Consider the following 25,770-nt stretch of genomic DNA (forward strand, 5'->3'; position numbering starts at 1 on the left):
CCCAGCTTCCCGCGCGGACGGTGTCGGCGCCCTGTGTCCAGCGCGGCACGTGTCGTACCCGCCGCCGCGCGCCGGTTTGACGTACCTTTCCCCCGGCACCTATCGTGGTTTAGTCCTATGTGTACGCTTTTGGCGATACTCCACGTCCTTGTCCGGTTTCCGGGCCAGCGCGGAGCACCGCCGGGGCGGACACCCTAATACGACGCGTCGGCCTGTACTTCCACGGGTAAGGCGCATCAATTGATCGTCTTGGAGTTACTACCGTGAGCAAGCGGACTTTTCAGCCGAATAACCGCCGTCGTGCCAAGAAGCACGGCTTCCGCCTTCGTATGCGCACCCGCGCCGGCCGCGCCATTCTGGCTGCTCGCCGTTCCAAGGGCCGCACCGAACTTTCTGCATAGCATCAGCGTGCAGGTCCAGCCGGCACTGCGCATGGGTGATTCCTGCTTCAGCACGGGCGTTTGACGCCATGCTGCCCAAGGAACACCGGATGCGGTCCGCGCTGGACTTCTCCGCCACCGTACGTTCCGGCGCCCGTTCTGGGCGCCGGAACGTCGTGCTATATGCGCGTTCGCGTGGCGCCGAACAGGCCGGGGAACCGACACGCTTCGGCTTCATCGTCTCCAAGGCCATCGGCAACGCCGTAACCCGCAATCTGGTCAAGCGCCGGCTGCGCGAGGTGGCCGGGCAGTCCCTGGCCGCCCAGTCCTTTGCCGTGCCGCAAGCCGGGTTCGACGTCGTCGTGCGTGCGCTTCCGCCCGCAGCCGCCGCCGGTTGGGACGAGCTTTCCGCCGAGACCCGGGCAGCGCTGGAGACCGCCTGCCGCAAGGCCTCAAGCGGCGCGGCCGCCTCCGGGAAGGGGGCGGGGGAGCGTGGCAGGTGAACCGCACCGGCCGCTGACCGCTGCCGGACGCATGGCGCTGGACGTGCCGCGCCAACTGCTGATCCTGCTCCTTAAGGCCTACCGCAAGGTCTTCTCGCCGCTCTACGGCGACGTCTGCCGCTACTTCCCCAGTTGCTCCGCGTATGCGCTCGAGGCCGTTACGGTCCACGGTGCGGTCAAGGGTGCCGGACTGGCGGCGTGGCGGGTCTGCCGCTGCAACCCCTGGAGTCATGGAGGGATAGATCATGTGCCCCCGGGGCGCAGGATTTGGCCCGAGGGCAAGACGCCAAAGATCATGGTCTTGAACCATCCCCCGATTCCGCCCGACGACGACGCCGCTGACGCGGCCCGAGGAGCATGACCGACTAATGGGTTTCTTTGACACGCTGCTGTGGCCTTTCCGCCAGGTGGTCTCCTGGATCCTCTGGGCCTTCCACGAGCTCTTCTCCTGGCTGGGGATGGACCCTCACTCCGGGTGGACCTGGACGCTGTCCATCGTCTTCCTGGTGCTGGTGATCCGCACCGCCCTGATTCCGGTCTTCGTCAAGCAGATCAAGGCCCAGCGCGCCATGCAGGCCCTGCAGCCTGACCTGCGCAAGCTGCAGGCCAAGTACAAGGGCAAGCGGGACCAGCTCTCGCAGCAGGCCATGGTGGCCGAGCAGCGCGAACTCTTCAAGAAGCACAAGACGAACCCGCTTTCGTCCTGCCTGCCCATCCTGATCCAGATGCCGTTCTTCTTCGCGCTGTTCACGGTGCTGAACAACACGGCCAACGCGAAGGCCGCCGGCGAGGGGATCGGGGCGCTCTCCCCGGAGCACGTGCGCAGCTTCGACGACTCCTCGATCTTCGGTGCCCGCCTGTCCGACACCTTCCTGGGAACCTTGAATTCGGGTTCGCCGAGCATCTCCGTGATCATCGTGGCCCTGCTCATGATCATCGCCATGACGGCTTCGCAGTTCATCACCCAGAAGCAGATCATGTCGAAGAACATGACCAAGGAGGCCCTTGAGGGCCCCTTCATGCAGCAGCAGAAGATGATGCTCTACATCCTTCCGCTGGTCTTCGGCATCGGTGGCATCAACTTCCCCATCGGTGTGCTCATCTACTGGACGGCCACCAACCTGTGGACGCTGGGCCAGCAGTTCTACGTCATCCGCAACAACCCGACCCCCGGCTCCCAGGCGGAGAAGGAGCTCAACGAGCGCCGTGCCGCCAAGGGCCTGCCGCCGGTCGGCCTGAAGAAGGCGGAGGCCTCCGTGGAGGCCGCGCCGACGATCGTTGAACCGAAGACGCAGCGCCAGCAGCCGCAGCGCAAGAACCGAAGGAAGAAGTAGTCCATGAGCAATGTGGAGGAAAGCGCCGTGACCGACGAACTCGTCGAGGAAACCGCCCCCAGCCGCCTCGAGGAGGAGGGCGACGTTGCCGCCGACTACCTGGAGGAGCTGCTGGACATCGCCGACATCGACGGCGACATCGACATCGAGGTCCGCGGCGGACGCACCTACATCTCCATCCTCAGCGAGGAGGACGCCAACGAGCCGCTGCGCGCCCTGATCGGGCAGGACGGCGAGACGCTGGAGGCCCTCCAGGAACTGACCCGGCTGGCCGTCCTGACGTCCACCGGCAACCGTTCCCGCCTGGTCCTGGACATCACCGGGTACCGCGCCGGCCGCGCCGGTGAGCTCCAGCGCATCGCCGAGGACGCCGTGGCCCAAGCCAAGGAGACCGGCGAGGACGTGGCGCTGGATCCGATGAGCGCCTACGAGCGCAAGCTGGTCCACGACGCCGTCGCCGACCTGGGCCTGCACAGCGAGTCCGAGGGCGAGGGCAGCCGCCGCCACATCGTCGTGTCGCTGGCCGAAGCCTAGGCCGGTGGAAGGACATCCGAACGTGAGCAGCGAAGTCGAACTCACCGCAGAGGAACGCCGCGCGGCGGAGGCCGTGTTCGGCGACCGCCTGCCGCTGGCAGAGCGCTACGTGCACCACCTGGCCACCTCCGGCATGGAACGCGGCCTGTTGGGCCCGCGGGAGGTGCCGCGGCTGTGGAGCCGCCACGTGCTCAACTGCGCCGTGGTGGCGGAACTGATCGCCGAGAACGCCAAGGTGGCCGACGTCGGCAGCGGTGCCGGGCTCCCGGGCCTGGCCCTGGCCATCGCCCGCCCCGACCTGGACCTGACCCTGGTGGAGCCGCTGGAGCGCCGCTGCGTGTGGCTCTCCGAGGTCGTGGAAGATCTGGGGCTGGACAACGTGACCGTGATGCGCGGCCGCGCCGAGCAGGTCGTGGACTTTATCGACGCCGACGTGGCGACGGCGCGTGCGGTGTCCGCCCTGACCAACCTGGCCGGACTGACCATTCCGCTGCTGCACGGCAGCGGACAGGTCCTGGCGATCAAGGGCCGCAGCGCCGCCGAGGAGATCGAGAAGGCCGCCAAGGTCATCCGGCGCCTGGGCGGGAAGGAAACCGAGGTCGTCACCGTGGGCGCCGAAGTCCTCGCCGAGCCGACCACGGTGGTGCGAATCCACGTCGGCTGACCTTAGCCGATAGTCTGTACTGGTGGCCGTGGGGCCACCGGAGTTTTACAAGGAGTAGCAGCGCGTGAAAAAGCCGGGCAGCAAGATTCCCCCCTTTGCCGCACTGTTTTCATCCTCAAACCGGGGAACGACGGTTGTGCAACCCAATGAGGTTGAGGAACTTGTCGATATCGATCGTGTTTCACGTGGAACAGCCGGCGATGCCGAAGCGGACCTGGCGTTCCTCAGCATCCTGAGCGGGGAGGAGAACCCGGTGGTTGAAAAGACGGTTCAAACGGCAACTGAAGCGCCGGCTCGGAGCGTTATGGACACGATGGACGAGAGCACGCCGCTGGCCAGCCAGCTGGCCCACGAGACCAGGCGGCGTGAGCGCCTGAGCCATCGGCAGCTGCCCAAGCCGCCGCACACCCGCTACCTCACCATCAGCAACCAGAAGGGCGGCGTCGGCAAGACGACGACGACCGTCAACGTGGCCGCGGCCCTCGCCGCCGCCGGGCTGAACGTGCTGGTCGTGGACATCGACCCCCAGGGCAACGCCTCCACCGCCCTGGGCGTCGAGCACCACGCCGACGTCGATAGCATCTACGACGTGCTCATCAACGACATGCCGCTGGCGGACGTCGTTGCCCCGTGCCCGGACCTGGAGCACCTGGTGGTGGCCCCGGCGACCATCCACTTGGCTGGCGCCGAGATCGAGCTGGTTTCGATGGTGGCTCGCGAGCAGCGCCTGCGCCGGGCGCTGGACCAGTACGCCAAGCACCGCGAGTCCACCGGCCTTCCCCGGCTGGACTACGTGTTCATCGACTGCCCGCCGAGCTTGGGGCTGCTCACCGTCAACGCGTTCGTGGCCGCCCGCGAGGTGCTGATCCCGATCCAGTGCGAGTACTACGCGCTGGAGGGCCTGAGCCAGCTGCTCAAGAACATCGAGATGATCCAGAAGCACCTCAACTCGGATCTGGTGGTTTCCACGATCCTGCTCACGATGTACGACGGCCGTACCAACCTGGCCGCCCAGGTGGCGGCCGAGGTGCGTGAGCACTTCCCGAACCAGGTCCTGCAGGCGATCATTCCGCGCAGCGTGCGCATCTCCGAGGCGCCGAGCTACCAGCAGACGGTCATCACCTACGACCCCAATTCGACCGGTGCGCTGTCCTACCTGGAGGCCGCGGCGGAACTCGCCGAACGCGGCTAGGGTCGCCGAACCCGGCGGCGCCGATCCTGACTTTGCGCTGGCAGGGCGTTCCGCGGCGAGCAGAGAATCCCAACAGTGTGGCCCTCCCCGGCAGGGGAGGGCCACACTGCTTTGGGAATGGTTCCACGTGGAACATAGCGACCGCCACAACTCCGGTCTTGGAGATATCCCGAGGCAACGTCACGGCCAAACCGGATGGGTTGGATTCCCCGCAACGGAAAGGCAGCCCGGGGCACGGAGAGGCCTACTCCTGCGCGGCGGCGGGTTCCGGAGGAGTCGGTGCGTGCCAGCACTAGGGGACTTTTCCAAGTAGACTCAAACCCGAACATCCGGCCCACGAACAGGTGGGGCACTCATGCGCCGAGAGGAAATCAGATGGCGGAGAAACGCCGCGGGTTGGGACGAGGATTGGGCGCGCTGATTTCCAGCAGCCCCGCACAGCAGGCCGGCACCCAGGAGCCGGAGCAGACTGCCGAGCAGGAATCCACCCCCCGCAAGCGTCCCGCCGGTACGGCCGGCAAGTTGGGCACGGTTGCCGAAACGCTGGTTCAGACCTCGGGCGGGACACGTCCTGCCGGGCGGGACCTGCCGGACCTGAAGACGCCCCAGGCGGGCGCCGAGAGCTCCAAGACCGGGGCGCGTGCGGTGCGCAAGGCACGCCCCGTGGACATGTTCTTCACCCCCGGCAAGACCGAGGAGGAGGCCGCCCGCGAGGCCGTCGACGAAACCTCCCACGCCGCGGACGGTTCCGACGCCGAGGCCCAGCGCCACGTCGCCGGCCGTGCCGCCGGCAAGCGGGCCAAGATGCCCGATCTCCTGGGCGCGGACAGGACGCGGGAAGATCGGGACGCGCAAGACGACGCCGGGCTTGGAGAGTCGGCCCTTTTCCCGACCGATGCGCTGGGCGCAGCGGACGCGCCGGGGAGCGGAGATCCCGCCGTTGTCGCGGTCCCCGACGCGGATGTTTCACGTGGAACGCTGGTGGAGGTCCCGGGTGCTTCCTTCGCCGAACTCCCGGTGGGCTCGATCCACCCGAACCGGAAGCAGCCGCGCCACGTCTTCGATGAAGACCACATGGCCGAGCTGGTCCACTCCATCAAGGAAGTCGGCCTCCTGCAGCCGATCGTCGTCCGCCCGTCCACCGAGGGTGGTGAGCAGTCCTACGAGCTGGTCATGGGTGAACGCCGCTGGCGTGCCACCCAAGAGGCAGGGCTGGACACGATCCCGGCGATCATCCGCGACACGCAGGATGTGGATCTCCTCCGCGACGCGCTGCTGGAGAACCTGCACCGCTCCCAGCTGAATCCCCTCGAAGAGGCGGCGGCCTACCAGCAGCTCCTGGAGGAGTTCGGTTGCACGCAGGAAGAGCTGTCCGCGCGTATCGGGCGTTCGCGCCCGCAGATTTCCAACACCATCCGCCTCATGAAGCTGCCTGCCCTGGTTCAGCGCCGTGTGGCCGCCGGGGTGCTCTCCGCCGGCCATGCGCGTGCCCTGCTGGGGCTTGCGGAGGCCGCGGAGATGGAGAAGCTGGCCCAGCGGATCGTCAACGAGGGACTCTCGGTCCGTGCGACTGAGGAGATGGTTGCGCTCAGCGACGGCGTTCGCCGGCCGGCGCGCGAGCAGAAGCCGAAGACTTCCGCCCGCCACGAACGCCTGGACTTCCTGGCGAACTCGCTCTCCGACCACCTCGACACGAACGTGAAGATCTCCCTGGGCGCCAAGAAGGGGCGGGTGAGCATCGAGTTCGCCAGCGTGGATGACCTCAACCGCATCATGGCGGTCATTGCGCCCAACACCAACTCATAGGCGTTTTTTGGAACCACCGAAGGCGGCCGTCGTTTCACCTGAAACGGCGGCCGCCCTTCGTTCATCCCCTTGTTGCCCGCAACCCTTACACTTCGGACAAAGGATGGCAGGAGCGGGAGGGAGAACGGGATGGCGCAGATAGGCGGGTCGTGGACGCCGGGGGACGGGTGGTGGATCAGGGACAACCTGCGCGAGACCATCGACCAGCTCGTGGAGCTGGGGTACCAGGTGCGCGGCGGGGAGGGCGAGGACCCCGAACTCATCGACCCCGGGGGCCTGGCCGTGGAGACATGGCGGGAGGACTACCCCTACGAGGAGCGGATGTCGCGGGAGGAGTACGAAGTCGAAAAGTACCGGCTGCAGGTCGAGCTGCTGAAGTTCCAGTACTGGGGCCAGGAGCACGACCTGCGCCACGTGGTCGTGTTCGAGGGGCGAGACGCGGCCGGCAAGGGCGGGACGATCAAGCGCTTCACCGAGCACCTGAATCCGCGCTCCGCCCGGGCGGTGGCCTTGACCAAGCCTTCGGACCGCGAGCAGGGCCAGTGGTACTTCCAGCGGTACGTCCAGCACCTGCCCACGAACGGGGAGATCGTGATGTTCGACCGCTCCTGGTACAACCGGGCCAACGTCGAGCGGGTCATGGGCTTCTGCACGGACGCGGAATACGAGGCGTTCATGGGGCAGGCGCCGGTGTTCGAGAGGATGCTGGTGGAGTCCGGGATCCACCTGACCAAGTTCTGGTTCTCCGTGACCCGCCACGAGCAGCGCACCCGCTTCGCGATCCGGCAGATCGACCCGGTGCGCCGCTGGAAGCTTTCGCCCATGGACCTGGCCTCCCTGGATCGGTGGGACGACTACACCGAAGCCAAGGAAGAGACGTTCCTGCGCACCGACACCGACCACGCGCCCTGGATCACCATCAAGTCCAACGACAAGAAGCGGGCACGGCTGAACGCCATGCGCTTCTTCCTGGACCAGTTCGATTACGAGGGCAAGGACACTTCGGTGGTCCACGACCCCGATCCGCTCATCGTCCGCCGCGGCCGCGACGCCGTCGGAGACTAGCGCGCGGGGCAGACCCTTTCGTGTCGACTTCTTCGCCACGTAGGGACCCGGCTGCCCCCCGCTTATCGGGCCCCGCCCCGAGCGAAGCGAGGCAAGAGAGCGGCCAGGGGTCCCCGCGCGCGAAGCATGTGGGGCAGGCTGCGAACGGGGAGGCCAGTAGTTGCTAGGACCGGCCGGAGGTTGGCCAAAGGAAACGGTCAGCCTCCCGCGTTTGACCAAAGCTAGATGCGGCTTTGGAGGGGCCAAGGCGACATCTACCTTTGGTGAAACGGGGGAGGGGAGCAGGAGGCTTTGGCAAGACCTGCCCGCACCCAGAGGGCGGTACTGGTGTCTGGATACTCTCCCGGGAGCGGGGAGCGGGGAGCGGGGAGCGGGGAGCGGGGAGCGGGGAGGCGGGTGCCGAAGGCTGGCTAAACTGGCGCCATGGTCATCCTTCACCTTGCCACGGCCGCCGACTGGACAGCCGCGGTCGCCTCGGGCCGCTATGCCGTCTCCACCCACGGAGCCACGCTGGAGCAGGTCGGATTCATCCATTGCTCTACCCCTGACCAGCTCGCCGAGGTCGCCGGTGCGGTGTGGGCGGGTTCCCCCGATGAATTGGTGGTGCTTGAACTGGAGGAGGAAACCCTCCGGGAGGCCGGGCTGGAGGTGCGCTACGAGGACGGAGGCAACGGCACGCCGTACCCGCACCTCTACGGTGCGATCGACCCCGCGTGGGTGCGATCGGTCCGTCCGGGGGCCTTCGATGCGGCAGGCGTGTTCCGCCGGCAGTAGGGCATGGCGTTTACCAAAGCACTCTCCGTTTCACGTGAATCCAAGAGCGCCAACAGGTTTCACGTGAAACAAGGAGCGTCCGCTTGTTCCACGTGGAACCGGGATGCCGACGTGCTTCACGTGGAACGGTCGCGGCATGGGCGCGACGTAGACTGTGAAAATCCGGCGGTGTGGCCGATGCGTGTGCACGGCCTCCCTGTTCCCGCACACACCGACCTCGAGGCGACCACGTGACAGCATCCCCCTCCCCATCGCTCTTTGTCGGGCGTCGGAGCGAACTCGAAGTCCTCGACGGACTCCTCGCCGCCGCCTCGGCCGGACGGCCGCAGGTCGCCGTCGTCCGGGGGGCCGCTGGATCCGGAAAGACGAGGCTGGTTGAGCGCCTGCTGGAACTCCACGGGATCCAGGCCGGGGGCGGCCCGGACGTGCTGCGCGCCTCGGGGAGCGCGTGGGAACAGGAGCTCGATGGCGGGGTGCTGGAGCAACTGCTGCCCGCGGGACGGCCGGCCCCGGCCGGCGAACCTTGGGACCTCGCCACCGCAGGGCCGGCACTGCTTGAAGCCCTCACCTCCGTGTCGCTCGCCTCATCCTCCCCGCACTCCAGCACCGACCGCCCGGCCGGGCAGGGGCAGGAAATCGACCCGGGGGAGGAGCCGCCGCCCGCCGGCGGCCCCGCGGTCCTGCTGGTCGACAACCTCCAGTGGGTCGACGAGGCAACGCTCCAAGCGCTGCTCTTCGCGCTCCGTCGCCTCACCGACCAGCGCCTGCTGGCGGTCCTCGTGCTGGGGGACGAACACGCCCACCGCCTCCCCACACCGTGCCGTGACTTCCTCGAGGACCACCGGACCACGGTGGTGGAGCTCCGGCCGCTCTCCGCGGCGGACATCCTCGAACTTGCGGTGAGGGGCCTGGGTGTCGACCTCACGGAACCGGCCGCGCACCGCATCGCCCGCTACTGCGGCGGCAACCCCCGGCACGTCCGGCACCTCCTCCAGGAGAACCCGCCCGAGCTGTGGCGCCAGTGGCAGCGTGAACTTCCCGCCCCCCGCGAGCTGGTGCACGACGCCGGCGTGCGGCTGGGGCGCCTTGGGTCCCCGGCTCGGCACCTGGTGGAGGCGGCCGCCGTGCTGGGCACGACGTCGGGTCTCGCCGACGCGGCGGCCTTGGCCGGGTGCGGGGATCCGCTGCCGGCGCTGGCCGAGGCCGGCGAAGCGGGGCTCCTGGCGGTGGCCGGCGACGGCGGGAGGGTCGCCGTCGCCTTCCCGAGCGCCGTCGAGCGGGCGGCCGTCTACCATGCCCTGTGCCTGCCGAGGCGGGTCGCGCTGCACCGCGCCGCCGCCGAGAGGCTGGCCGATCGCGGCGCGTCGCTGGGCCATCGCGCCGCGGCCAGCCTGCTGCCGGACCCACAGTTGGCGGCCGAACTCCAGGACTACGCCGCCGCGCAGGCGGAAGCCGGGGCATGGTCGATCGCGGCCGATGCGCTGGTCACCGCCGGCAGGCTCCTGCCCGGCGGGCAGGAGCACGAGGCGCTGCTGTTGCGGGCGGTGGATGCGATGGTCGGAGCGGGGGAGCTGCCACGCGCCCTTGCCTATGCCGACGAGCTCGCCCACTTCGCGCCCAGTCCGCTGCGCAACGCGGTCTCCGGCTACATTGCCATCGTGCAGGGCCGCCAACTGGATGCGGCCACCCAGCTGGAGCAGGCCTGGACGCTCGCCGAGCGGGGGAGGGACCGCGGGGCCCTGACACTCGTCGCCCAGCGGCGGGTACTGGACTCGCTGGCCCGGTGGAACGGGCCGGACCTGGTGGACTGGGCCGAATGCGCCGGTGCGCTCGCGGAGCCGGGCAGCCCCGCCGTGATCGAATCGTCGGCGATCAAGGGCCTGGGTCTGGCCGCGATGGGCCGCACCGCGGAGGCCGAGTCGTCCTATGCGGCACTGGTGGACCGGCCGGACCTCGGCGCGCAGTCGCAGCGGGTGCGCATGGGCATGGGGTGGCTGCACCTGGCGCTCGACCGGCCGGAGCTCGCCCGGGAAGAGTTGGCCTCGGCGGTCTCCACCGACTTCAGCTCCGGTTCGTACCGGATCTCGTTGTGGGCCAGTGCCTGGCTGGCCCGGACGGAGTTCACCCTCGGCGACTGGTCTCAGGCCCTGCACACGATCGATCGGGCCTTGGTGCTCCAGCGCAGCACCGGCATGGAACTTGTTCGCCCGCTGCTGCACTGGACGGCGGCGCAGATCCATGTGCTGCGCGGGAACCGGGACGCGGCGGCCGAGCACCTTGAACAAGGCCGCGCCAACTCCGGCAACTACCCGATCATGCTCCTGCCGTACCACTTGGCGCAGGCCCAGGTGGCGGAGGCCCGCACCGATTACGAGGGCGTCCTGCGTGCCCTGGAGCCGGTGGCCGCCCTGGACCGCCGCCACGGCTTGGATGAACCCGGCTTCTGGCCCTGGCACGACGTCTATGCCAATGCGCTCGTGATGACCGACCGGATCGAGGAAGCCGAAGTGTTCGTGGCCGGCCTCGAGCCGATCGTTGCCGAGCGCCGGCACCGCTCCGCCGCCGCGCGGCTGGCCTACGTGCGCGGGCGCATCCTGGGGGCCCGGGGGGACATCAACGGGGCGAAGGACGCCTTTGAAGCGGGGCTGGCGTCCCTGCGCGGGCTGAACCTGCCCTACGAGCGGGCCCGCGTGGACTTCGCCTATGGGCAGACCCTGCGCCGGGCGGGCAAGCGCCGGGAGTCGTCCATCCCGCTGAGCCGCGCCCGTGAAGGGTTCGCCGCCCTGGGGGCCAGCACCTACACCGAGCGCTGCGACCGGGAGCTGCAGGCCGCCGGGGTGAGCGCCGCCCGGCGGGAGGCCACCGACTGGTCCTCGCTCACGGCGCAGGAGCAGGCCGTGGTCCGGCTCGTGGCCGGCGGAGTGACCAACAAGGAGGCCGCGCAGGAACTGTTCGTCAGCGTCAAGACGGTCCAGTACCACCTGACGCGGACGTACGCGAAGCTTGGCGTCTCCTCGCGCACGGAACTGGCCGCCCGGTACCGGGCGGAGGGTGCCCAAATCCGGGAGAACCAGCAGGACGAGTCCCGATAGATCGAGCACAGCGCTGAGACGCCTTGGGCCGACGGACCCAAGCATCCGGCGGACCCGAATGCTCGGGTCCGCCGGATGCTTGAGCCAAACACGGGATCAGCTGGTCGCGGCCGGCTCCAGCTCCCGCCGAGGGGCGGCGGCCGCGCCGTCGTTGCGCCGCGGCACGAACATCGTCACCACCGCGCCCAGCACGGCCACCCCGGCGAAGACGTAGAACGCCATCTCGTTCCGCACCCCGGCGGCGATCAGGAAGCCGCCGACCAGCGGACCCAGGATGCCGCCCAGCCGGCCGAACCCGGCGCACCAGGCCACCCCGGCTCCCCGCGCGTTGGAGGTGTAGAAGTTGGAGACCATGCCGTAGATGAGCACCTGGGTGCCGATCGTTCCCACGCCGGCCACGGCCGTCAGGGCCATCAGCACGGTGAACGGCAGGCCCAGAGTCAGCAGCACCATGGCCACGCTGGCCAGGAAGAAGGTGCTGGTGACGACCCGCTTGGCGCCGACCCGGTCCGCGGAGATCGACGCGACCACGCCGCCGATGATGGCTCCGGCGTTGAGCACCAGCAGGAACGCCAGCGAGTACTCCTTGCCGTAGCCGAACTGGCTCATGATCTCGGGCAGCCACGTGTTTAGCCCGTAGGTGAGCAGCAGCCCGGAGAAGCTCATCAGTCCGAGCAGCAGGGTCGGCAGCGCGTAGCGCGGGGTGGCCAGGGCCGCAAAGCCGACGCGTTCGGCGCCCGTCTTCTCGGCCTTCCCTGCAGGGGCGGTGCCGTCCGCGGGGAGGTCCAGGACGACGCCGGTGCGTGCGGCGACCTGCCGGGCCTCCTCGACGCGGCCGCGGGAGAGCAGCCAGGCCGGAGACTCGGGCAGCTTGGCCAGCGCCATCGGCAGCAGGAAGAGCAGCGGCAGCGCGCCGATCCAGAAGAGGCCGCGCCAGCCCACCGCGTTGAGCAGCCCGATGGCGAGAAGGGCGGCGAGGACCCCGCCGGCCGGCACGCCGGAGTAGACCACCGCGTTGTAGAAGTTGCGCTTGCCGCGCGGAGCGAACTCCGCGACCACCGCGCCGGCGGTCGCGACCAGGGTACCGACGCCGATCCCGGTGAGGAAGCGGAAGAGACCGAACATGGCCACGGACCCGGCCAGGGCGGTCAGTCCCATCCCAACCGAGAACCAGACGATGCCGGCGATCATGATGCGGCGCCGGCCCAGATGATCGCCGACCGCGCCGGTGCCCAGCGCACCGACCATCACGCCCATCAGCGCGTAGCTGCCCAGCGCCCCGGCCTGCGCCGGGTCGAGTGCGCCGAGTTGAGTGGGATCGCGCAGCAGGGTGGAGACCACCGTGCCGTAGACCACCAGGTCGAACCCGTCGAAGACCAGGGCGATGGCGGCGATCGCCACCACCCAGGAAACCGTCCTGCGCTGCTGTGGGGACACAGCCGCTTCGTTGCCGTTCATGGTGACTCCAATGTCAGCAGGGGCCGCGGGGGTTGGCCGCGAGGTGAAGCACGGGTTGGAGCATCGGGGCCGGGCACGGTTGTCCGGGGCCCGGCCCCAACGGGGGTTTTACCGCCAAGCGCGGGGCAGCCGGGTTCCCTTCGTGGCGACGAAGTCGACACGAGTGGGCCGGTCCCCCGCAAGCGCGGAGCAGCCGGGTTCCCTTCGTGGCGACGAAGTCGACACGAGTGGGCCGGTCCCCCGCAAGCGCGGAGCAGCCGGGTTCCCTTCGTGGCGACGAAGTCGACACGAGAGGGCCTGCCCCGCGCGCTAGCCCTGGTCTCCGCCGGCCACCGGCAGCACGCTGCCGGTGATGTAGGAGGCCTCGGGGGAGGCCAGGAAGGTGATCGCCGCGGCCTGCTCCTCGAGGGTGCCGTAGCGCTTGAGGAGCGAGGAGTCGACGGTCTGATCCACGATCTGCTGGTACCAGGCCAGCTCCTGCTTCCCGGCCGGGGCGGGTCCGCGGGCGACCTTGCGGGCGGGGGCTTCGGTGCCGCCCGGCGCCGTGGCCACCACGCGGATCCCGTGCGGCGCGCCCTCCAGCGCGAGCGCGGCGGTGATCGCCTTGACCCCGCCCTTGGCGGCCGCGTACGGCACCCGGTTCACCCCGCGGGTGGCCACCGAGGAGACGTTGACGATCACCCCGGAGCCCTGGTCGATCATCCGCGGCAGCGCCGCGCGGCAGGACCAGAGGGTCGGGAAGAGCGATCGCTGGATCTCCCGGGAGATCTCTTCCGGCGCGTAGCGCTCGTACGGCTTGGCCCAGATGGTGCCGCCGACGTTGTTGATGAGGACATCGATTCGCCCATACGCGGAAACGGCCGCGGCGATGGCCGCCTCGGCGCCCGCGTAGGTCTCGAGGTCGGCGGTGGCGGAGGCCGCCTCGCCTCCGGCCACCCGGATGGACGCGGCGGTCTGGTGGACCAGCTCGGCCCGGTCGACGAGGACGACCTGTCCGGATTCGGCGGCGATGCGCCGCGCGACGGCCTCGCCGATTCCCTGCGCCGATCCGGTCACGACGACCACCTGGCCCGCGAAGCGGCCGGCGAAGAAGGCGGGCGGCACGGCGGGGGAGGGGAGGTGCGCCTCCCCGGCCGCCGTCGTCGTGCCGCTCACGCGCCGGCCCCCACGGACGCCGCACTCTGCTCGGAGCTGACCCCGACGGCGAAGCGCTCGTAGTAGAAGTTGGCCGGCTCGATGCCCGCCTCCGCCCAGTACCTGCGCACGGCGTCGACCATCGCGGGCGGGCCGCAGAGGTAGACGTCGACGTCGCCGCCGTTCAGGTGTTCCGGCAGCAGGTGCTGGGTGACGTAGCCCTTCTTGGGGGCGTTGGATTCCTTGTCGGCCACGATGGCGTCGAACGTGAAACCCTCGAGCGACCGGGCGTAGCCCTCCAGAGCCTCGGTCTCCACGAGGTCGTGGTCGAACGTGACGCCGTAGGCCATGTGGATCGGAAAGGCCGGCTGCTGCCCTGAAGAGGCCAGCTTCTCCAGCATGGACAGTTGGGGAGCGACGCCGGTGCCGCCGGCGAGCAGCAGCACCGGGCGCTTGATGTCGCGCAGGAAGAAGCTGCCGACCGGCCCTTGGAGGACCAGCTTGTCGCCAACGGCCGCGCGCTCCTTGAGGTAGGTGGTCATGGCGCCGTTGGGAGCGGTGCGGATCAGGAACCGCAGCTCCCGTTCGTCGGGTCCGCTGCTGAACGAGTAGCTGCGCTCCTGGTCGGTGCCCGGGACCAGGATGTTCACGTACTGGCCCGGCAGGAAGTGCAGCTGGTCGCGGTTCCCCACCGAGAGCGTGAGGCCGGCGGTGTTGTCCGCGTACCAGTGCAGCCGCTCGATGGTGGCCGTGAACTCCTGGATGCCGGTCTTGGCCATCTCCGAGGTGCCCGGGATCTGCAGGACCAGGTCGGAGAGCGGACGCATCTGGCAGGGCAGCGCGTAGCCGGCGTCGGCCTCGTCGTCGGTCAAGGCCTCGTCGATGTAGTCGCCGCCGTCGTACTTCCCGGACTCGCAGAACGACTTGCAGGTGCCGCAGGCGCCGTCGCGGCAATCCAGCGGAATGTTGATGCGGGCCTTGTACGAGGCGTCGGCGACGGTCTCGTGGGGCTCGACGTTGATGAAGCGGGTGACCCCGTCCTCGAAGCTGAGCGCAACCTTGTGTCCCATGGTGTTCTCCTTGCCGGGGATCAGATGTGGTAGATGTCCACGACGTGGTGGATGTAGTCGTTCTTCAGCACGACCTTCTTCTTGAGGATCACCGGCTGCGAGCCGGAGAGGTCGATCGTGTAGAAGGAGGTCCCGAAGTAGGTGTCGACGTTGTCGTAGCGGTAGTAGAGGGTGAACCAGTTGAAGCGCACGTCCACTTGGTCCCCGCGGTGCTCGAGGATCTCCACGTTGGTGATGTTGTGCCCGGTGCGCGGCTCCGGGAGGCTGGTGGCGCTGGAGCGGTCGGTGCGGATGCGGAACACCCGGTCCTCCAGCCCGCCGCGGTTGGAGTAGTAGATGAGGGAGATCTCGCGCTGCGGGTCCTCGGTGGTTTCGCCGTTGTCGTCCCAGGCGGGCATCCAGAACTCGGCGTTGGGGTGGTAGCAGTCCACCCACTTCTCGAACTCGCGGTCGTCCAGGAAGCGGGCCTCGCGGTAGAGGAACTGGCGGATGCGCTCCAGTTCGATCGTCTTGTCTGCGTCGGTGGCGACCGGCTCTGTGGTGGTGGTCATGCTCGGTGTCCTTTAGGAGATGGGGGAGTGGGGCGGGCCGGGTCAGTGGCCGCAGGGCGAGGCGCCGGCCCGTTCGCCCCGGTCCGGGGTGGCGGCACGGGCGGCGGCCTCGGCCTCCTCGGCGGCGACGGCGGCGCGCATCGCCTGGGCCCAGTAGCTGTGCTGGACCGGGTAGAGGCCCTCGTCCTCGGTCTTGGCGCCCGAGGAGATCGGGTTGATGCCGAGCTTCTTCGCGGTCTCGTCCGGGCCGGTGATCTGGTGGGTGACTCCGCGGGACATGTCGTTCCACGGGGCGTTCTTGGCCAGGTAGGTCTTCTGGCAGGAGCGGAACTCCTCCAGGTCGTCCGGGGTGGCCATGCCGGTGGCGTTGAAGAAGTCCTCGTACTGGCGGATCCGGTTGGCGCGGGCCGCGTCGGACTCGCCCTTGGGGGCGATGCAGTAGATGGTGACTTCGGTCTTGTCCACGGAGATGGGGCGGAAGTGCCGGATCTGCGAGGAGAACTGGTCCATCAGGTACACGTTCGGGTAGAGGCAGAGGTTGCGGGAGGCGCCGACCATGAACTCGGCGCGGTCCTTCCCGAACTCCTTGGACCACTCGCCGAGGCTTTCGTAGTTGGGACGGTCCTGCGGGTTGCCCCACCACATCCACAGCAGCAGGTGCCCGTGGTCGAACGAGTAGTAGCCGCCGCCCTGTTTGCCCCAGGTCCCGGCGTCCATGGCCTTGGTCTCGTTGGCGGAGTCTCCGGTGCCGCGGCGGGCCGTGGTGGCCGCGTAGTTCCAGTGGGTGGCGGAGACGTGGTAGCCGTCCGCGCCGTTCTCCGCCTGCACCTTCCAGTTCCCGTCGTAGGTGTAGGTGGAGGAGCCGCGCAGCACCTCCAGGCCCTCCGGGGACTGGTCGACGATCATGTCGATGATGGCGGTGGTGTCACCGAGGTGCTCGGCCAGCGGCAGCACGTCCGCCTTGAGCGAGCCGAACAGGAAGCCGCGGTAGCTCTCGAAGCGGGCCACCGTGGTCAGGTCGTGGGAGCCGTCCTTGTTGAACTGTTCCGGGTAGCCGGCGTCGCGGGAGTCCTTGACCTTGAGCAGCTTGCCCTTGTTGCTGAACGTCCAGCCGTGGAACGGGCACGTGAAGTTGTTCCGGTTGTCCGTCTTGCGCCGGCACAGCATGGCGCCGCGGTGGCTGCAGGCGTTGATCAGGCAGTTCAGCTCCCCGTCCTTGGAGCGGGAGATGACCACCGGGGTCCGGCCGATGTAGGTGGTGAAGTAGTCGCCCACGTTCGGGATCTGCGACTCGTGGGCCAGGTAGACCCAGTTCCCCTCGAAGATGTGCTTCATCTCCAGCTCGAAGATCTCCTCGTCCGTGAAGATCTCGCGCTTGGTGCGGTGGATGCCGTTTGCGGCGTCCTCGACCACGGCGTCGCGCAGCTGGTGGCTGATCGTCTCGAGTGTCTCGGTCATGGTGTGCTCCTCGTGCATGGGGCGTCGTTGCCCGGCCGGGCTGGGGATGGAAAGTCGTGCCCTCAACCTTGCCCGCCTGTGCGCCGCGTCACACTAGGCGAATGCCTAGGCTCCACCTAGGTCCCCCTTGAGACGATGAAGGTCCCAATCAGGCGCGAATCGGTATTTGTTCACGGGAGGCGTGGACCCCTAGGGTGGGCGGGACCCGCGCCCCAGCCGGAAGGACCCCATGACGCAGACCCCATCCACGGCGGCGGCCGCGCCGCCCCGGCGTCCGCAGCTGTCCGACGTCTCGCTTTCCGCGGTGACCGCGGGACTGGTGGCCGTCGCGGTGTCCTACGCGGGCCCGCTGCTCGTGGTCCTGGGCGCGGCCGGCGCCGCGGGACTGACCCCCGCGCAGACGGCGTCGTGGGTGTGGGCGATCTCCGTCGGCAGCGGGATCGTCTGCATCGCGCTGAGCCTGCTCACCCGCATGCCGGTGGTGGTCGCCTGGTCCGTGCCGGGCGCGGCGCTGCTCATCACGGCGCTCGCCGACCACTCCTACTCGGACGCCATCGGGGCGTACATCGTCGCCGCGGTCCTGGGCCTGCTGTTGGGTGCCACGGGCTGGTTCGGCAGGCTGCTCGCCGTCGTCCCGCGGCCGATCCTTGCCGCGGTCCTCGCCGGGGTGCTGCTGCCGTTCGTGCTGAAGGTGGCCGGCGCCGTCGTCGCGTCCCCGCTCGTGGCCGGCGGGCTGGTCGCCGCGTACCTGCTCGGCCGGCGCTTCGTTCCGAAGTACGCCGTGCTGCTGGCGCTGCTGTCCGGCATCGCGCTGGCCGCCGCGTCGGGCCAGGTCTCCCTGCCGCCGCTGACGCTCGAGTTCTCGGCGGCGCTCTGGACGGTGCCGACCTTCAGCCTCCAGGCGGTGATGGGCATTTCGGTGCCGCTGCTCATCGTGACCATGGCCGGCCAGAACGGGCCGGGCCTGGCGATGATGCACACCAGCGGGTACGAGCCCAACGACCGCCTGCTGCTCGGAACCTCCGCCGCGGCGTCCCTGGCCTTCGCGCCGCTGGGCGCGCACTCGATCAACCTCGCGGCCATCACCGCCGGGATCTGCGCCGGCCGCGAGGCCCACCAGGACCCCGCCCGCCGCTACGTCGCTGGCGTCTCCTGCGGAGTGTTCTTCATCCTCTTCGGCGTCTTCGCGGGACCGATCGTCGCGCTGCTCGGCGCCGTGCCCGAGGCACTGGTGACCGCCACCGCCGGCGTCGCGCTGGTGGGCGCCCTGCAGGGCGCGTTCACGGACGCCCTGGCACCGGGCAGGCGCGAACCCGCCGTCGTCGAGGCGGCCGTGGCCACCCTAATGGTCACCGCCTCCGGCGTCGCACCGTTCGGGATCGTCGCCCCGTTCTGGGGGATCGCGGCCGGGAGCCTGGTGTACCTGCTGCTGCGGCAAACGACGGCGGCGCGCCGGCGGACCGGGGGAGCGGGCTGAGCGGGTGCCCGCCAAGGGGGCCGGCGAGATTCAAGGGCCGCGGCGCAAACACACGGGACGCGCCCTCCGAGCCGTGAAGCCACCCGGACCCTCTCCGTCCTGTTTCACGTGAAACGTGAACCGGTTCGGCGTGAAGGCCCCTGCCTGCGGAAGCGTGGCGGATGATCAGTGGAAGCCCGTCGCGTTGCCTTCAACGAGGTTGAGGACGTCCTTGACCATGGCGAGGGCCGCTCCCGTGGGGCTGGAGCGGCCGCCCTGCACCGTGATGTCCCCGGCGTCGGGGCAGTGGAAGGTCATGGCCTTCTCGGGGCCCGTGATGTGGAAGAAGGGGTCGCCCGGCCCCACCCGTTCCAGGCGCACCGTGACCGTCATCGGACGGTCGAGTGAGGCGGACGCGACGGCGCGGAGCCGACGTCCCGAGCGCGCGGCGGCCGCCGCCAGCTCCACTGTGCCCTCGTCGATCGCTTCGGTTTCGATCTGGATCCTCGCGACATCCCAGTCCCACAGGAGACCGGCGAGCAGCCGGGCCTTCGTGGCCGCATCGGAGCCGGAGAGATCGGCACTCGTGTCGGCCTCGGCGATCCCGCACCGCCGGGCTTCCCGCACCGCCTCCTTGAGGCTTCCGCCGTCGGAGATCCGGTCCAACACGAAGGTCGAGGTGCCGTTCGGGCAGGCGCGCAACGCATGGCAGTCGAGACCCCGCACGCCGAGGCGGGCGAGGTCGGCCGTGGGCAGGGCCGCGCCGGTGGCGCCCGAGATCCGGATCCGGCTGCCACCCGTGCGTGCCGCCTGCTCCAGGTCCCGCCAGTGGGTGAGGAGGTGGCTCTTGGTCGCGGTCACGACGTGCACGCCGCGGCGAAGGGCGGTAATGGCTTCGTCGACGGCGCGCGGATGCGCCTCGGGCGAGGACGGCAGGGCCTGCACGAGCACGCCGGCACCGGTGCGGTCGAGGGTCGCCTCAAGCTGGGCCAGCGGGTGCCAGGATGCGCGGTCCGGCACGCCGGAACCCGGTCCGAGCGTGGTTTCGGAGGCCTGGCCGCGGATGACCGTGACAGCGATGCCCCGCTGTTGCTGGGCTCCAATCTTTTCCAGGAAGGCCTGGCCCACCGGACCGAACCCCGACAGAACCAGTGGTACCGCGGGGGAGGCGGAGGGCAAAGCTGAGGTCACGGCGTGCTCCCTTCGGTTGATGGTGGCCATATATCCATGTATCGACCACCACCATCTCAAAGGTGCCGGCCTATCGCCTTCACTGCGCCATCGCGATCCCATTTGAGGCGTTGACGGTGTGTGCCCGCCCTTAGGCGTGACTCCTAGTCCCTGATTGCCCCGATGATGCGCTCTTCCTCGGGCAAGGCGGGGCGTCCATTCATGGACCAGCGGCTGGTGACCGATGGGTGGACATGCGCGGGTCCGGCCCGGCTGCCGGGAGTATCCGGCGGAACGGATGCACGGGGAGCGTCGGCACGGGGAAATGCCGGGGCTGCCCGCAGGGGAGGCATCCGTTCCTGGCGGCGCCTTTCCAGGCGCCGCCAGGTCGTGGGGGTGCGGGGCAGGGAGTGTTCCTGAGGTAGTTCCCGAGGTCTTTCCACCCGGGGGTAGGGTCAGGCGGACCTGTCCCAGGCGTCGCACTGTTCGGTGCGGCCGAAGGGGACCTCATCGCTGAGCCCGACGGTGAAGTGCCTTGCCCCCAAGCGGGTGACCAGGATGCCGCGCCGGCGGCCCCGCAGAGCGACCTCGATCATGCGGTCGACCGCGGCGTTGAGGCAGTCGTTCGTGGAGGCCTTGTCACTGGCCCTGACCTCGATGACGGTGCCAGCCCTGGTGTCCACGGCCTCGGTTGCCTCCTCGAGGGAGCCGGTCCGAATGGTGCTCCCGTGGTGCTGGATCCGCACCTGCCGGGCGGCCAGGTCATTCCAATTTCCATGGTTATCCATGAAGATGCCTTTCGTATTGCGATCCATTGATGCGGCGGCTGCGCTGACGATGCCTAGCCTGCCGCTGTGCTCAGCGCGGTTCCCGGGAAAGGGAGACCATCAGACGCTGGAGTATGGGGGCGGCGGTCCCGTCAGCCGCCTGTGACCAACGTGTTGGCCGGGTACATCTAGTGCCAGAGCCCCAGGGCGAACTCCGCGATCACGGCGGAGAGCAGGAAGGACGCGGTGATGGCGACCAGACCCACGGGAATGATCTTCCAGCCGATGGTCTTCAGCAGCGGGATGTCCTTGCCCAGGGACAGGCCCGCGAGCGTCAGCATGACGGTGGCGATGGAGAGGAAGTCGACGGACTTGATGAGCGGGTTGAGCGCCTCCGCGCCGAAGAACCACGGGCTGGAGATGTAGGCGCCGATGGTGGTGATGTAGATGATGGCCGAGATCTTCCGGGTGACCTTGGCCAGGGCGATGCTGACCAGGACCAGTGCCAGCATGATGCCGTACCCGGCAACGATCGTCAGGCTGAATCCCTTGGCCGCCACCGAGGCCGTGCCGATGCCCACGACCGTCAGGACGGACAAGGACAGCCACAGCGGGAGCCTGATGGGTACCGAGGATGCGGCGACCTGTTCGCGGAAGCGGCGGTTTTCTTCGGCCTGGGCCGCGTCGCGCTCAACGTCGGCCTGGCTGCGTTCCGCGGTGGCCCCTGCGGCGACGGCCGCGGCTTCGCGGGTTTGCTTGCGGGTGAGGATCCTGTAGAAACGGTCCGCCAGCGGCAGGGCGATGTAGATTCCGACGTAGACGCCGAGGATGGTGGTGATCAGGTTGGACACCGCCGCCATGCCGAGGATGGCTTCCTCGTCGGCGGGATAGGCCGCGATGATGCTGGCCGAGGACGCCGCCATCATGGATCCCGACCCCACGCCGGCACCCATGGCCAGGGCCAGCGGATCGAAGATGTTCCAGTTGGCCACCAGCGACGTGAGCAGCGTGATGAACACGGCGCCAAACAGGGTGCCGAACACGTACATGGCCAGCACGCCCCGGTACTGGTCCGAATCGGGACCGTACTTTTCGGAGACCATGGCGAAGGACGGTTCGCGGTCCAGCGAGAACGTGGCTCCGATCGTTGCCTTGCCCATGCGGAGCAGCACGGCCAGGGGCAGGGCCAGGGCGACGGTGCCCAGCAGGTGGCCCACTTCCTGGAGGAGCAGGGCCGGCCCCGCCTTGACGAGGGTGGGAAGGCTGGGACCGATGTTGAATGCCAGCCGCGCGACCAGGAGCAGGACGGCCACACCCACCAGGGCCGCGGCAACCCGTTGCAGGTCCAGGCCGAGGGGCTTGAACTTCTGGATGGAGACCAGCAGGCCCAGGATGAGGCCCCAGACCATGGGGAAGATGACGATTGCGCCGATCCCGAGGTCGATCTTGGCCTGGCCGATCAGCTGGACGGCGACGGCAATGACGAAGGCCAGCGCGGCGACCGGAAGCGTCAGCCGGGCACCAGCTTTGCCGATGCGCGGGGTATGGGTGCTGGTACTCATGGGGTGCCTTCCTGGGTGGGAGTACGACGGCGGTAGGCCGCTTCGGTGAAGCGTGCTCGCTCGGTGGGGGAGGAGGCCGCGGCGGCGACGGTCCAGGCCAGCGCGGTGGCTGCCTCGAACATCACGCCGTAGGCCTGGGGGGAGTCGGCCAGGGCGGCGAATCCGTGGGAGTGGATGGGCACGTCCGCGCCGGGGATGCTCAGCCAGGGATGCAGGGACGGGATGACTTGGGAGATGTTGCCCATGTCGGTCGAGCCGCCGCCGAGGCCTGCGGAGGAGGAGGTGTCCTTGCCGAACGCATCCATTGCCTCGGTCCAGTGCGCCGCCAGGTCGTCGTCCTGGAGCAGGGGTTCGTAGAGGGGTTCGGTGGCCTCGATGCTCAGCGTGGTGCCGGTAGCCAGGGCGGCTCCTTCGAAGCAGCGGCGGACGCGCTCGAGCAGAGCCTCGTATTCCGGCAAGGTGAAGGCGCGGCACTCGAACTGGACCACCGCCCGTTCCGGAATGATGTTGGTGACGTGTCCGGCCTCGGAGATGTACAGGGCGATGCGGTGGTCTCCGGGGATGTGCTGGCGCAGCAGCCCGATGGCGACCTGGCTCAGCACGGCGGCGTCCGCAGCGTTCACGCCCTTGTGCGGGGCCGCCGCCGCGTGGGCCGCCTTGCCGGTGAACGTCGCCATGAACCGGCCCACGGCCTGGGCGCTGGTGCCGGCCGGGTTGTAAGTCACGCCGTCCTGGACGGGATGGACCATCAGGGCCAGGCCGACGCCGTCGAACGCTCCGCGTTCCAGCAGGACGGCCTTGCCGCCGCCGTGCTCCTCGGCCGGCGTTCCGATCGCCTTCAGCGTGATGCCCAACCGGTCCACGTGGGGACGCAGGGCAAGGGCGGCGGCGACGGAGGCGCCCGCGATCAGGTTGTGCCCGCAGGCGTGCCCGATGTTGGGCAGCGCATCGTATTCCACGCAGAGCGCGACCGTCAGCTCGCCGGAACCGGCGCTCGCCGTGAACGCCGTGGGAAGGCCGCCGGTGCCGCGTTCCACCTCGAAGCCACCCTCGCCCAGCAGTTCCGTGACCTCTTCGGCCGAGCGGACCTCCTCGAAGGAGACCTCCTTGTAGGCGTGGATGGCCTGCGCCATGGCCTGGACCCGCGGTTTCCAGCCCTCGACGCCGTCGGCCAGGGCCGCGCGGAGGTCCGCCATCGCGCCGGTGGTGTCTGTCAGTTCCATCAGTATCTGCCTGCCTAACAGGGCGCTCTAGTAGGACAAGGACGGGAAGGGGGAGCCGGCCGCACGCGTGGGCACCCAGATGGCCTTCGTCTGGGTGTACTCGTCCAGGACGCCGGGGCCGGAGGAGCGGCCGTGGCCGGAATCTCCGAAGCCGCCGAACGGAACCGCCACGTGGATGGTCTTGTAGGAGTTGATCCAGAACGTGCCGGCCTTCACCTCGCGGGCAATGTGGTGCGCGCGGGAAACGTCGGAGGTCCACACGGCACCGGCCAGGCCGAAGTTGGTGTTGTTGGCCCGGGCGATGGCCTCCGCTTCCGTGTCGAAGGCGTCAGCGCCCACCACGGGACCGAATACCTCCGTGGTTTCGAGGCGGTTCTGGGGCGTCACCCCGTCCAGCAGGGTCGGCATGACCCAGTGTCCGCCTGCCAGCGCGGACCCGGCGAGGGCCTCCGGCAACGCCGCGCCGGTGACCCGGCGTCCGCCGTCGTGCAGTCCTGCCTCGATGAGGGAGGTGACGGTGGCGAACTGCTGGGCCGTGATGATCGGGCCCACCTCGGTGTCCGCGCTCAGCGGGTCGCCGACCCGCAGCCGCGCCGCCTTCTCGGCCACCAGCTCAACGAACCGTGCGTGCACGCTGCGCTCCACCAGGAGCCGGGATCCGGCGACGCAGGACTGCCCGGCGCCGGAGAAGATCGCGGAGATGGCGCCGTCGGCGGCACGGTCCAGGTCGGCGTCGGCGAACACGATGTTGGCGCTCTTGCCGCCGAGTTCCAGGAGGGCGGGAATCCCGGCCTGCGCGGCCGCGACGGCCACCCGGCGCCCGGTGGGGACGGAGCCGATGAAGCTGACTTTGCCGACGCGCCGGTCGCTGGTGAGCGCGGAACCGACGGTGGTGCCCAGCCCGGCGGCGACGTTGAACACGCCGGCCGGCAGGCCCGCTTCGTGGGCCAGTTGCGCCAGCCGGATGGATGAGGCCGGGGTGAATTCGCTGGGCTTGATGATCACGGCATTGCCGGCGGCCAGCGGCGCGGCGGAGTTCCAGCCGGCCGTGAACAGGGGAGCGTTCCACGGGGTGATGGCGACGACGACGCCCCACGGGACGCGTTCGGTGTACGTGTGCCACTGGCCGGGGACGGGAATGGTCTGCCCCGTCAGCTTGTCCGCCCAGCCGGAGTAGTAGCCGAACATTTCGGCCACCTTGGCGGCCTCGACGCGGGCGTCGCGGATGGGTTTTCCCGTGGTGGCCGACTCGAGGATGGCCAGTTCCTCCGCGTGCGCTTCCACGACGCGGCTGACGTTGCGCAGGATGGCTGCCCGTTCGAATCCGTTCATCGCGCCCCAGACCGCCGCGCCCGCCGTCGAGCTTTCCAGGATGGCATCGGCGCCCTCGGCGCCGGGATCGGCGTAGCTGGCGAACGGTTCGCCGGTCGCCGCTGCGGTGAGCGTGATGCTTTCTCCGTTGCCGGCAACGGTCCTGCCGTCAAGGAAGGCGCCGAGGCCGGCCGGGAAGGCCGCGTCCAGGATGGCCCGGGCGGTGGCGGCCGAGGAGGCGGTGGGTGCTGTGGTGATGCTCAATGTGGTGGTCCTTTGAAACTGAAACGGCTAGAGGCTGGGGGGCTTAGGCGACGGCGGCGGTGCCGTTTGCGGCGCCGTTTTCGGTGTTGGGGGCGCCGGCGGGCGTGAGGGCCGGGGCGACGGTCCGGGCTATTTCGGTGAAGTCCGCCCGCGGTCCCAGGACGGCCAAGGCGTCCTGCCACCGGCCCGCAACGGCGGCCAGCAAGGCCGGGTTTTCGCCGATCTGAGCGGCGACCTCCACGGCGAGGGCGGCGTCCCGGGCCATGAGGCCGAGGGAGAACCCCGAGTTGTGGGTGCCGGTGAGCACCCAGTTCGGGTACATGTTCGCGGAGACCTTGCTGCCTCCGGAGGCGTCGCTGATGCTGGCCGCGGCCTTGGCGGGATCGATGCCGTAGGCCTGGGCGACGCCGAGGGCCTCGCCCACGGAGACCAGGTTTGCCGCGGCCAGGACGTTGTTCAGGAGCTTGACCACGTTGCCGCTGCCGGGGCCGCCGATGTGGCTGTACTTGCCGCCGGTGAGCGCGAGCAGGACCGGCTCCGCGGCGGAAAGCCCCGTGGCGGTTGCCCCGACGAAGGCGCTCAGGGATCCCGATGCGGCCCCGTCGCGGCCGCCGGAGACCGGCGCGTCCACGAAGGCTGCGCCTTGCGCTTCGGCGAGGCCGGCCATCCGCTTGCTCGTTGCCGGCTCGGAGGTGGTGGTGTCGATGATGGCCACGGTCCCCGGGGCGGCCAGAAGGTGGGGCACCGTGCTTTCCACGATGCTGGCTCCCGGCAGGGAGAGAACGGCGTAGGGAGTCCCTGCGATATCAGCGATGTTGGCGGTGGTGGGGATTCCCGCTTCGGAGGCGGCCGCCCTGGCTGCCTCGGAGGGGTCAAAACCCGTAACGTCCCAGCCGGCGCGACGGAGCGTGGCGGCCATCGCTCCGCCCATGGCTCCAAGACCGACGACGGCGACGCGGCGGTTGATCTGGTCGTTCATCAAGTACTCCTAAAGGGGGGTCT

At 69.3% G+C, this 25,770-nt stretch carries 23 protein-coding genes; 12 read left to right on the forward strand and 11 right to left on the reverse strand.

Going from position 1 to position 25,770, the window contains the following annotated elements:
- Nucleotides 1–263: 263 nt before the first annotated feature.
- The 11 genes from rpmH (at nucleotide 264) to ABD912_RS19355 (ending at nucleotide 11,344) form a co-directional block, all read left to right on the forward strand.
- Nucleotides 264–401, forward strand: coding sequence for a 50S ribosomal protein L34 (gene rpmH, locus ABD912_RS19305; RefSeq protein ID WP_127513203.1), 138 nt, complete (start codon nucleotides 264–266; stop codon nucleotides 399–401).
- A 68-nt stretch (nucleotides 402–469) separates the two neighbouring features.
- Nucleotides 470–883, forward strand: coding sequence for a ribonuclease P protein component (rnpA, locus tag ABD912_RS19310; protein ID WP_345153449.1), 414 nt, complete (start codon nucleotides 470–472; stop codon nucleotides 881–883).
- Between the two features lie 31 nt (nucleotides 884–914).
- A complete protein-coding gene (gene yidD, locus ABD912_RS19315; protein WP_345153504.1) occupies nucleotides 915–1,244 on the forward strand; it encodes a membrane protein insertion efficiency factor YidD in 330 nt (109 codons plus the stop codon).
- A gap of 7 nt (nucleotides 1,245–1,251) precedes the next feature.
- Nucleotides 1,252–2,217, forward strand: a complete 966-nt coding sequence (gene yidC, locus ABD912_RS19320) for a membrane protein insertase YidC (protein ID WP_345153451.1) — start codon at nucleotides 1,252–1,254, stop codon at nucleotides 2,215–2,217.
- A 3-nt stretch (nucleotides 2,218–2,220) separates the two neighbouring features.
- Nucleotides 2,221–2,751 (forward strand): Jag family protein, encoded by a 531-nt coding sequence (locus tag ABD912_RS19325; protein ID WP_345153452.1) that lies wholly within the window; start codon nucleotides 2,221–2,223, stop codon nucleotides 2,749–2,751.
- 22 nt (nucleotides 2,752–2,773) lie between these two features.
- Nucleotides 2,774–3,415 carry a 16S rRNA (guanine(527)-N(7))-methyltransferase RsmG gene (gene rsmG / locus ABD912_RS19330; RefSeq protein ID WP_345153453.1) on the forward strand — a complete coding sequence of 214 codons (642 nt, stop codon included), beginning with the start codon at nucleotides 2,774–2,776 and terminating at the stop codon, nucleotides 3,413–3,415.
- A gap of 304 nt (nucleotides 3,416–3,719) precedes the next feature.
- Nucleotides 3,720–4,607, forward strand: a complete 888-nt coding sequence (locus ABD912_RS19335; protein WP_345153454.1) for a ParA family protein — start codon at nucleotides 3,720–3,722, stop codon at nucleotides 4,605–4,607.
- Nucleotides 4,608–4,982: 375 nt separating this feature from the next.
- A complete protein-coding gene (locus ABD912_RS19340) occupies nucleotides 4,983–6,413 on the forward strand; it encodes a ParB/RepB/Spo0J family partition protein (RefSeq protein ID WP_345153455.1) in 1,431 nt (476 codons plus the stop codon).
- Between the two features lie 129 nt (nucleotides 6,414–6,542).
- Nucleotides 6,543–7,478 carry a polyphosphate kinase 2 gene (gene ppk2 / locus ABD912_RS19345; RefSeq protein ID WP_345153456.1) on the forward strand — a complete coding sequence of 312 codons (936 nt, stop codon included), beginning with the start codon at nucleotides 6,543–6,545 and terminating at the stop codon, nucleotides 7,476–7,478.
- A gap of 423 nt (nucleotides 7,479–7,901) precedes the next feature.
- Nucleotides 7,902–8,252: a DUF952 domain-containing protein gene (locus ABD912_RS19350; RefSeq protein ID WP_345153457.1), complete on the forward strand. Its 351-nt coding sequence runs from the start codon at nucleotides 7,902–7,904 to the stop codon at nucleotides 8,250–8,252.
- A gap of 230 nt (nucleotides 8,253–8,482) precedes the next feature.
- On the forward strand, nucleotides 8,483–11,344 hold the full coding sequence (locus ABD912_RS19355) for a helix-turn-helix transcriptional regulator (protein WP_345153458.1): 2,862 nt from the start codon (nucleotides 8,483–8,485) through the stop codon (nucleotides 11,342–11,344).
- 96 nt (nucleotides 11,345–11,440) lie between these two features.
- Here the strand turns inward: ABD912_RS19355 and ABD912_RS19360 are convergent, their stop codons facing one another.
- From ABD912_RS19360 to benA, 5 genes are all read right to left on the reverse strand, one after another.
- Nucleotides 11,441–12,802 (reverse strand): MFS transporter, encoded by a 1,362-nt coding sequence (locus ABD912_RS19360; protein ID WP_345153459.1) that lies wholly within the window; start codon nucleotides 12,800–12,802, stop codon nucleotides 11,441–11,443.
- A 309-nt stretch (nucleotides 12,803–13,111) separates the two neighbouring features.
- Nucleotides 13,112–13,957, reverse strand: coding sequence for a 1,6-dihydroxycyclohexa-2,4-diene-1-carboxylate dehydrogenase (locus ABD912_RS19365; protein WP_345153460.1), 846 nt, complete (start codon nucleotides 13,955–13,957; stop codon nucleotides 13,112–13,114).
- Complete coding sequence (gene benC, locus ABD912_RS19370) at nucleotides 13,954–15,006, reverse strand: benzoate 1,2-dioxygenase electron transfer component BenC (protein ID WP_345153461.1); 1,053 nt, start codon at nucleotides 15,004–15,006, stop codon at nucleotides 13,954–13,956. Before benC ends, ABD912_RS19365 begins: the two co-directional genes overlap by 4 nt.
- Before the next feature lie 20 nt (nucleotides 15,007–15,026).
- Nucleotides 15,027–15,557 (reverse strand): benzoate 1,2-dioxygenase small subunit, encoded by a 531-nt coding sequence (gene benB, locus ABD912_RS19375; protein WP_345153462.1) that lies wholly within the window; start codon nucleotides 15,555–15,557, stop codon nucleotides 15,027–15,029.
- A gap of 42 nt (nucleotides 15,558–15,599) precedes the next feature.
- Nucleotides 15,600–17,015 (reverse strand): benzoate 1,2-dioxygenase large subunit, encoded by a 1,416-nt coding sequence (benA, locus tag ABD912_RS19380; protein ID WP_345153464.1) that lies wholly within the window; start codon nucleotides 17,013–17,015, stop codon nucleotides 15,600–15,602.
- 229 nt (nucleotides 17,016–17,244) lie between these two features.
- Here benA and ABD912_RS19385 point away from each other — a divergent pair, with 229 nt between their 5' ends.
- On the forward strand, nucleotides 17,245–18,492 hold the full coding sequence (locus tag ABD912_RS19385) for a benzoate/H(+) symporter BenE family transporter (RefSeq protein WP_345153465.1): 1,248 nt from the start codon (nucleotides 17,245–17,247) through the stop codon (nucleotides 18,490–18,492).
- Nucleotides 18,493–18,657: 165 nt separating this feature from the next.
- On the opposite strand, the gene ABD912_RS19390 is transcribed toward ABD912_RS19385, so the two are convergent.
- The 6 genes from ABD912_RS19390 to ABD912_RS19415 form a co-directional block, all read right to left on the reverse strand.
- Entirely contained in the window at nucleotides 18,658–19,662 is a 1,005-nt protein-coding gene (locus ABD912_RS19390) for a hypothetical protein (protein WP_345153466.1), read from the reverse strand.
- Between the two features lie 434 nt (nucleotides 19,663–20,096).
- Entirely contained in the window at nucleotides 20,097–20,429 is a 333-nt protein-coding gene (locus ABD912_RS19395) for a hypothetical protein (RefSeq protein WP_345153468.1), read from the reverse strand.
- Between the two features lie 167 nt (nucleotides 20,430–20,596).
- Nucleotides 20,597–21,970 carry a DUF3100 domain-containing protein gene (locus ABD912_RS19400; protein ID WP_345153469.1) on the reverse strand — a complete coding sequence of 458 codons (1,374 nt, stop codon included), beginning with the start codon at nucleotides 21,968–21,970 and terminating at the stop codon, nucleotides 20,597–20,599.
- Entirely contained in the window at nucleotides 21,967–23,193 is a 1,227-nt protein-coding gene (locus ABD912_RS19405) for a M20 family metallopeptidase (RefSeq protein ID WP_345153471.1), read from the reverse strand. Before ABD912_RS19405 ends, ABD912_RS19400 begins: the two co-directional genes overlap by 4 nt.
- Before the next feature lie 27 nt (nucleotides 23,194–23,220).
- Nucleotides 23,221–24,768 carry an aldehyde dehydrogenase family protein gene (locus ABD912_RS19410; protein WP_345153473.1) on the reverse strand — a complete coding sequence of 516 codons (1,548 nt, stop codon included), beginning with the start codon at nucleotides 24,766–24,768 and terminating at the stop codon, nucleotides 23,221–23,223.
- 43 nt (nucleotides 24,769–24,811) lie between these two features.
- Nucleotides 24,812–25,747 (reverse strand): NAD(P)-dependent oxidoreductase, encoded by a 936-nt coding sequence (locus tag ABD912_RS19415; RefSeq protein WP_345153474.1) that lies wholly within the window; start codon nucleotides 25,745–25,747, stop codon nucleotides 24,812–24,814.
- Nucleotides 25,748–25,770 lie beyond the last annotated feature (23 nt).

It is taken from the genome of Arthrobacter ginkgonis, from assembly GCF_039540195.1.
In the GTDB taxonomy this organism is placed as follows: domain Bacteria; phylum Actinomycetota; class Actinomycetes; order Actinomycetales; family Micrococcaceae; genus Zafaria; species Zafaria ginkgonis.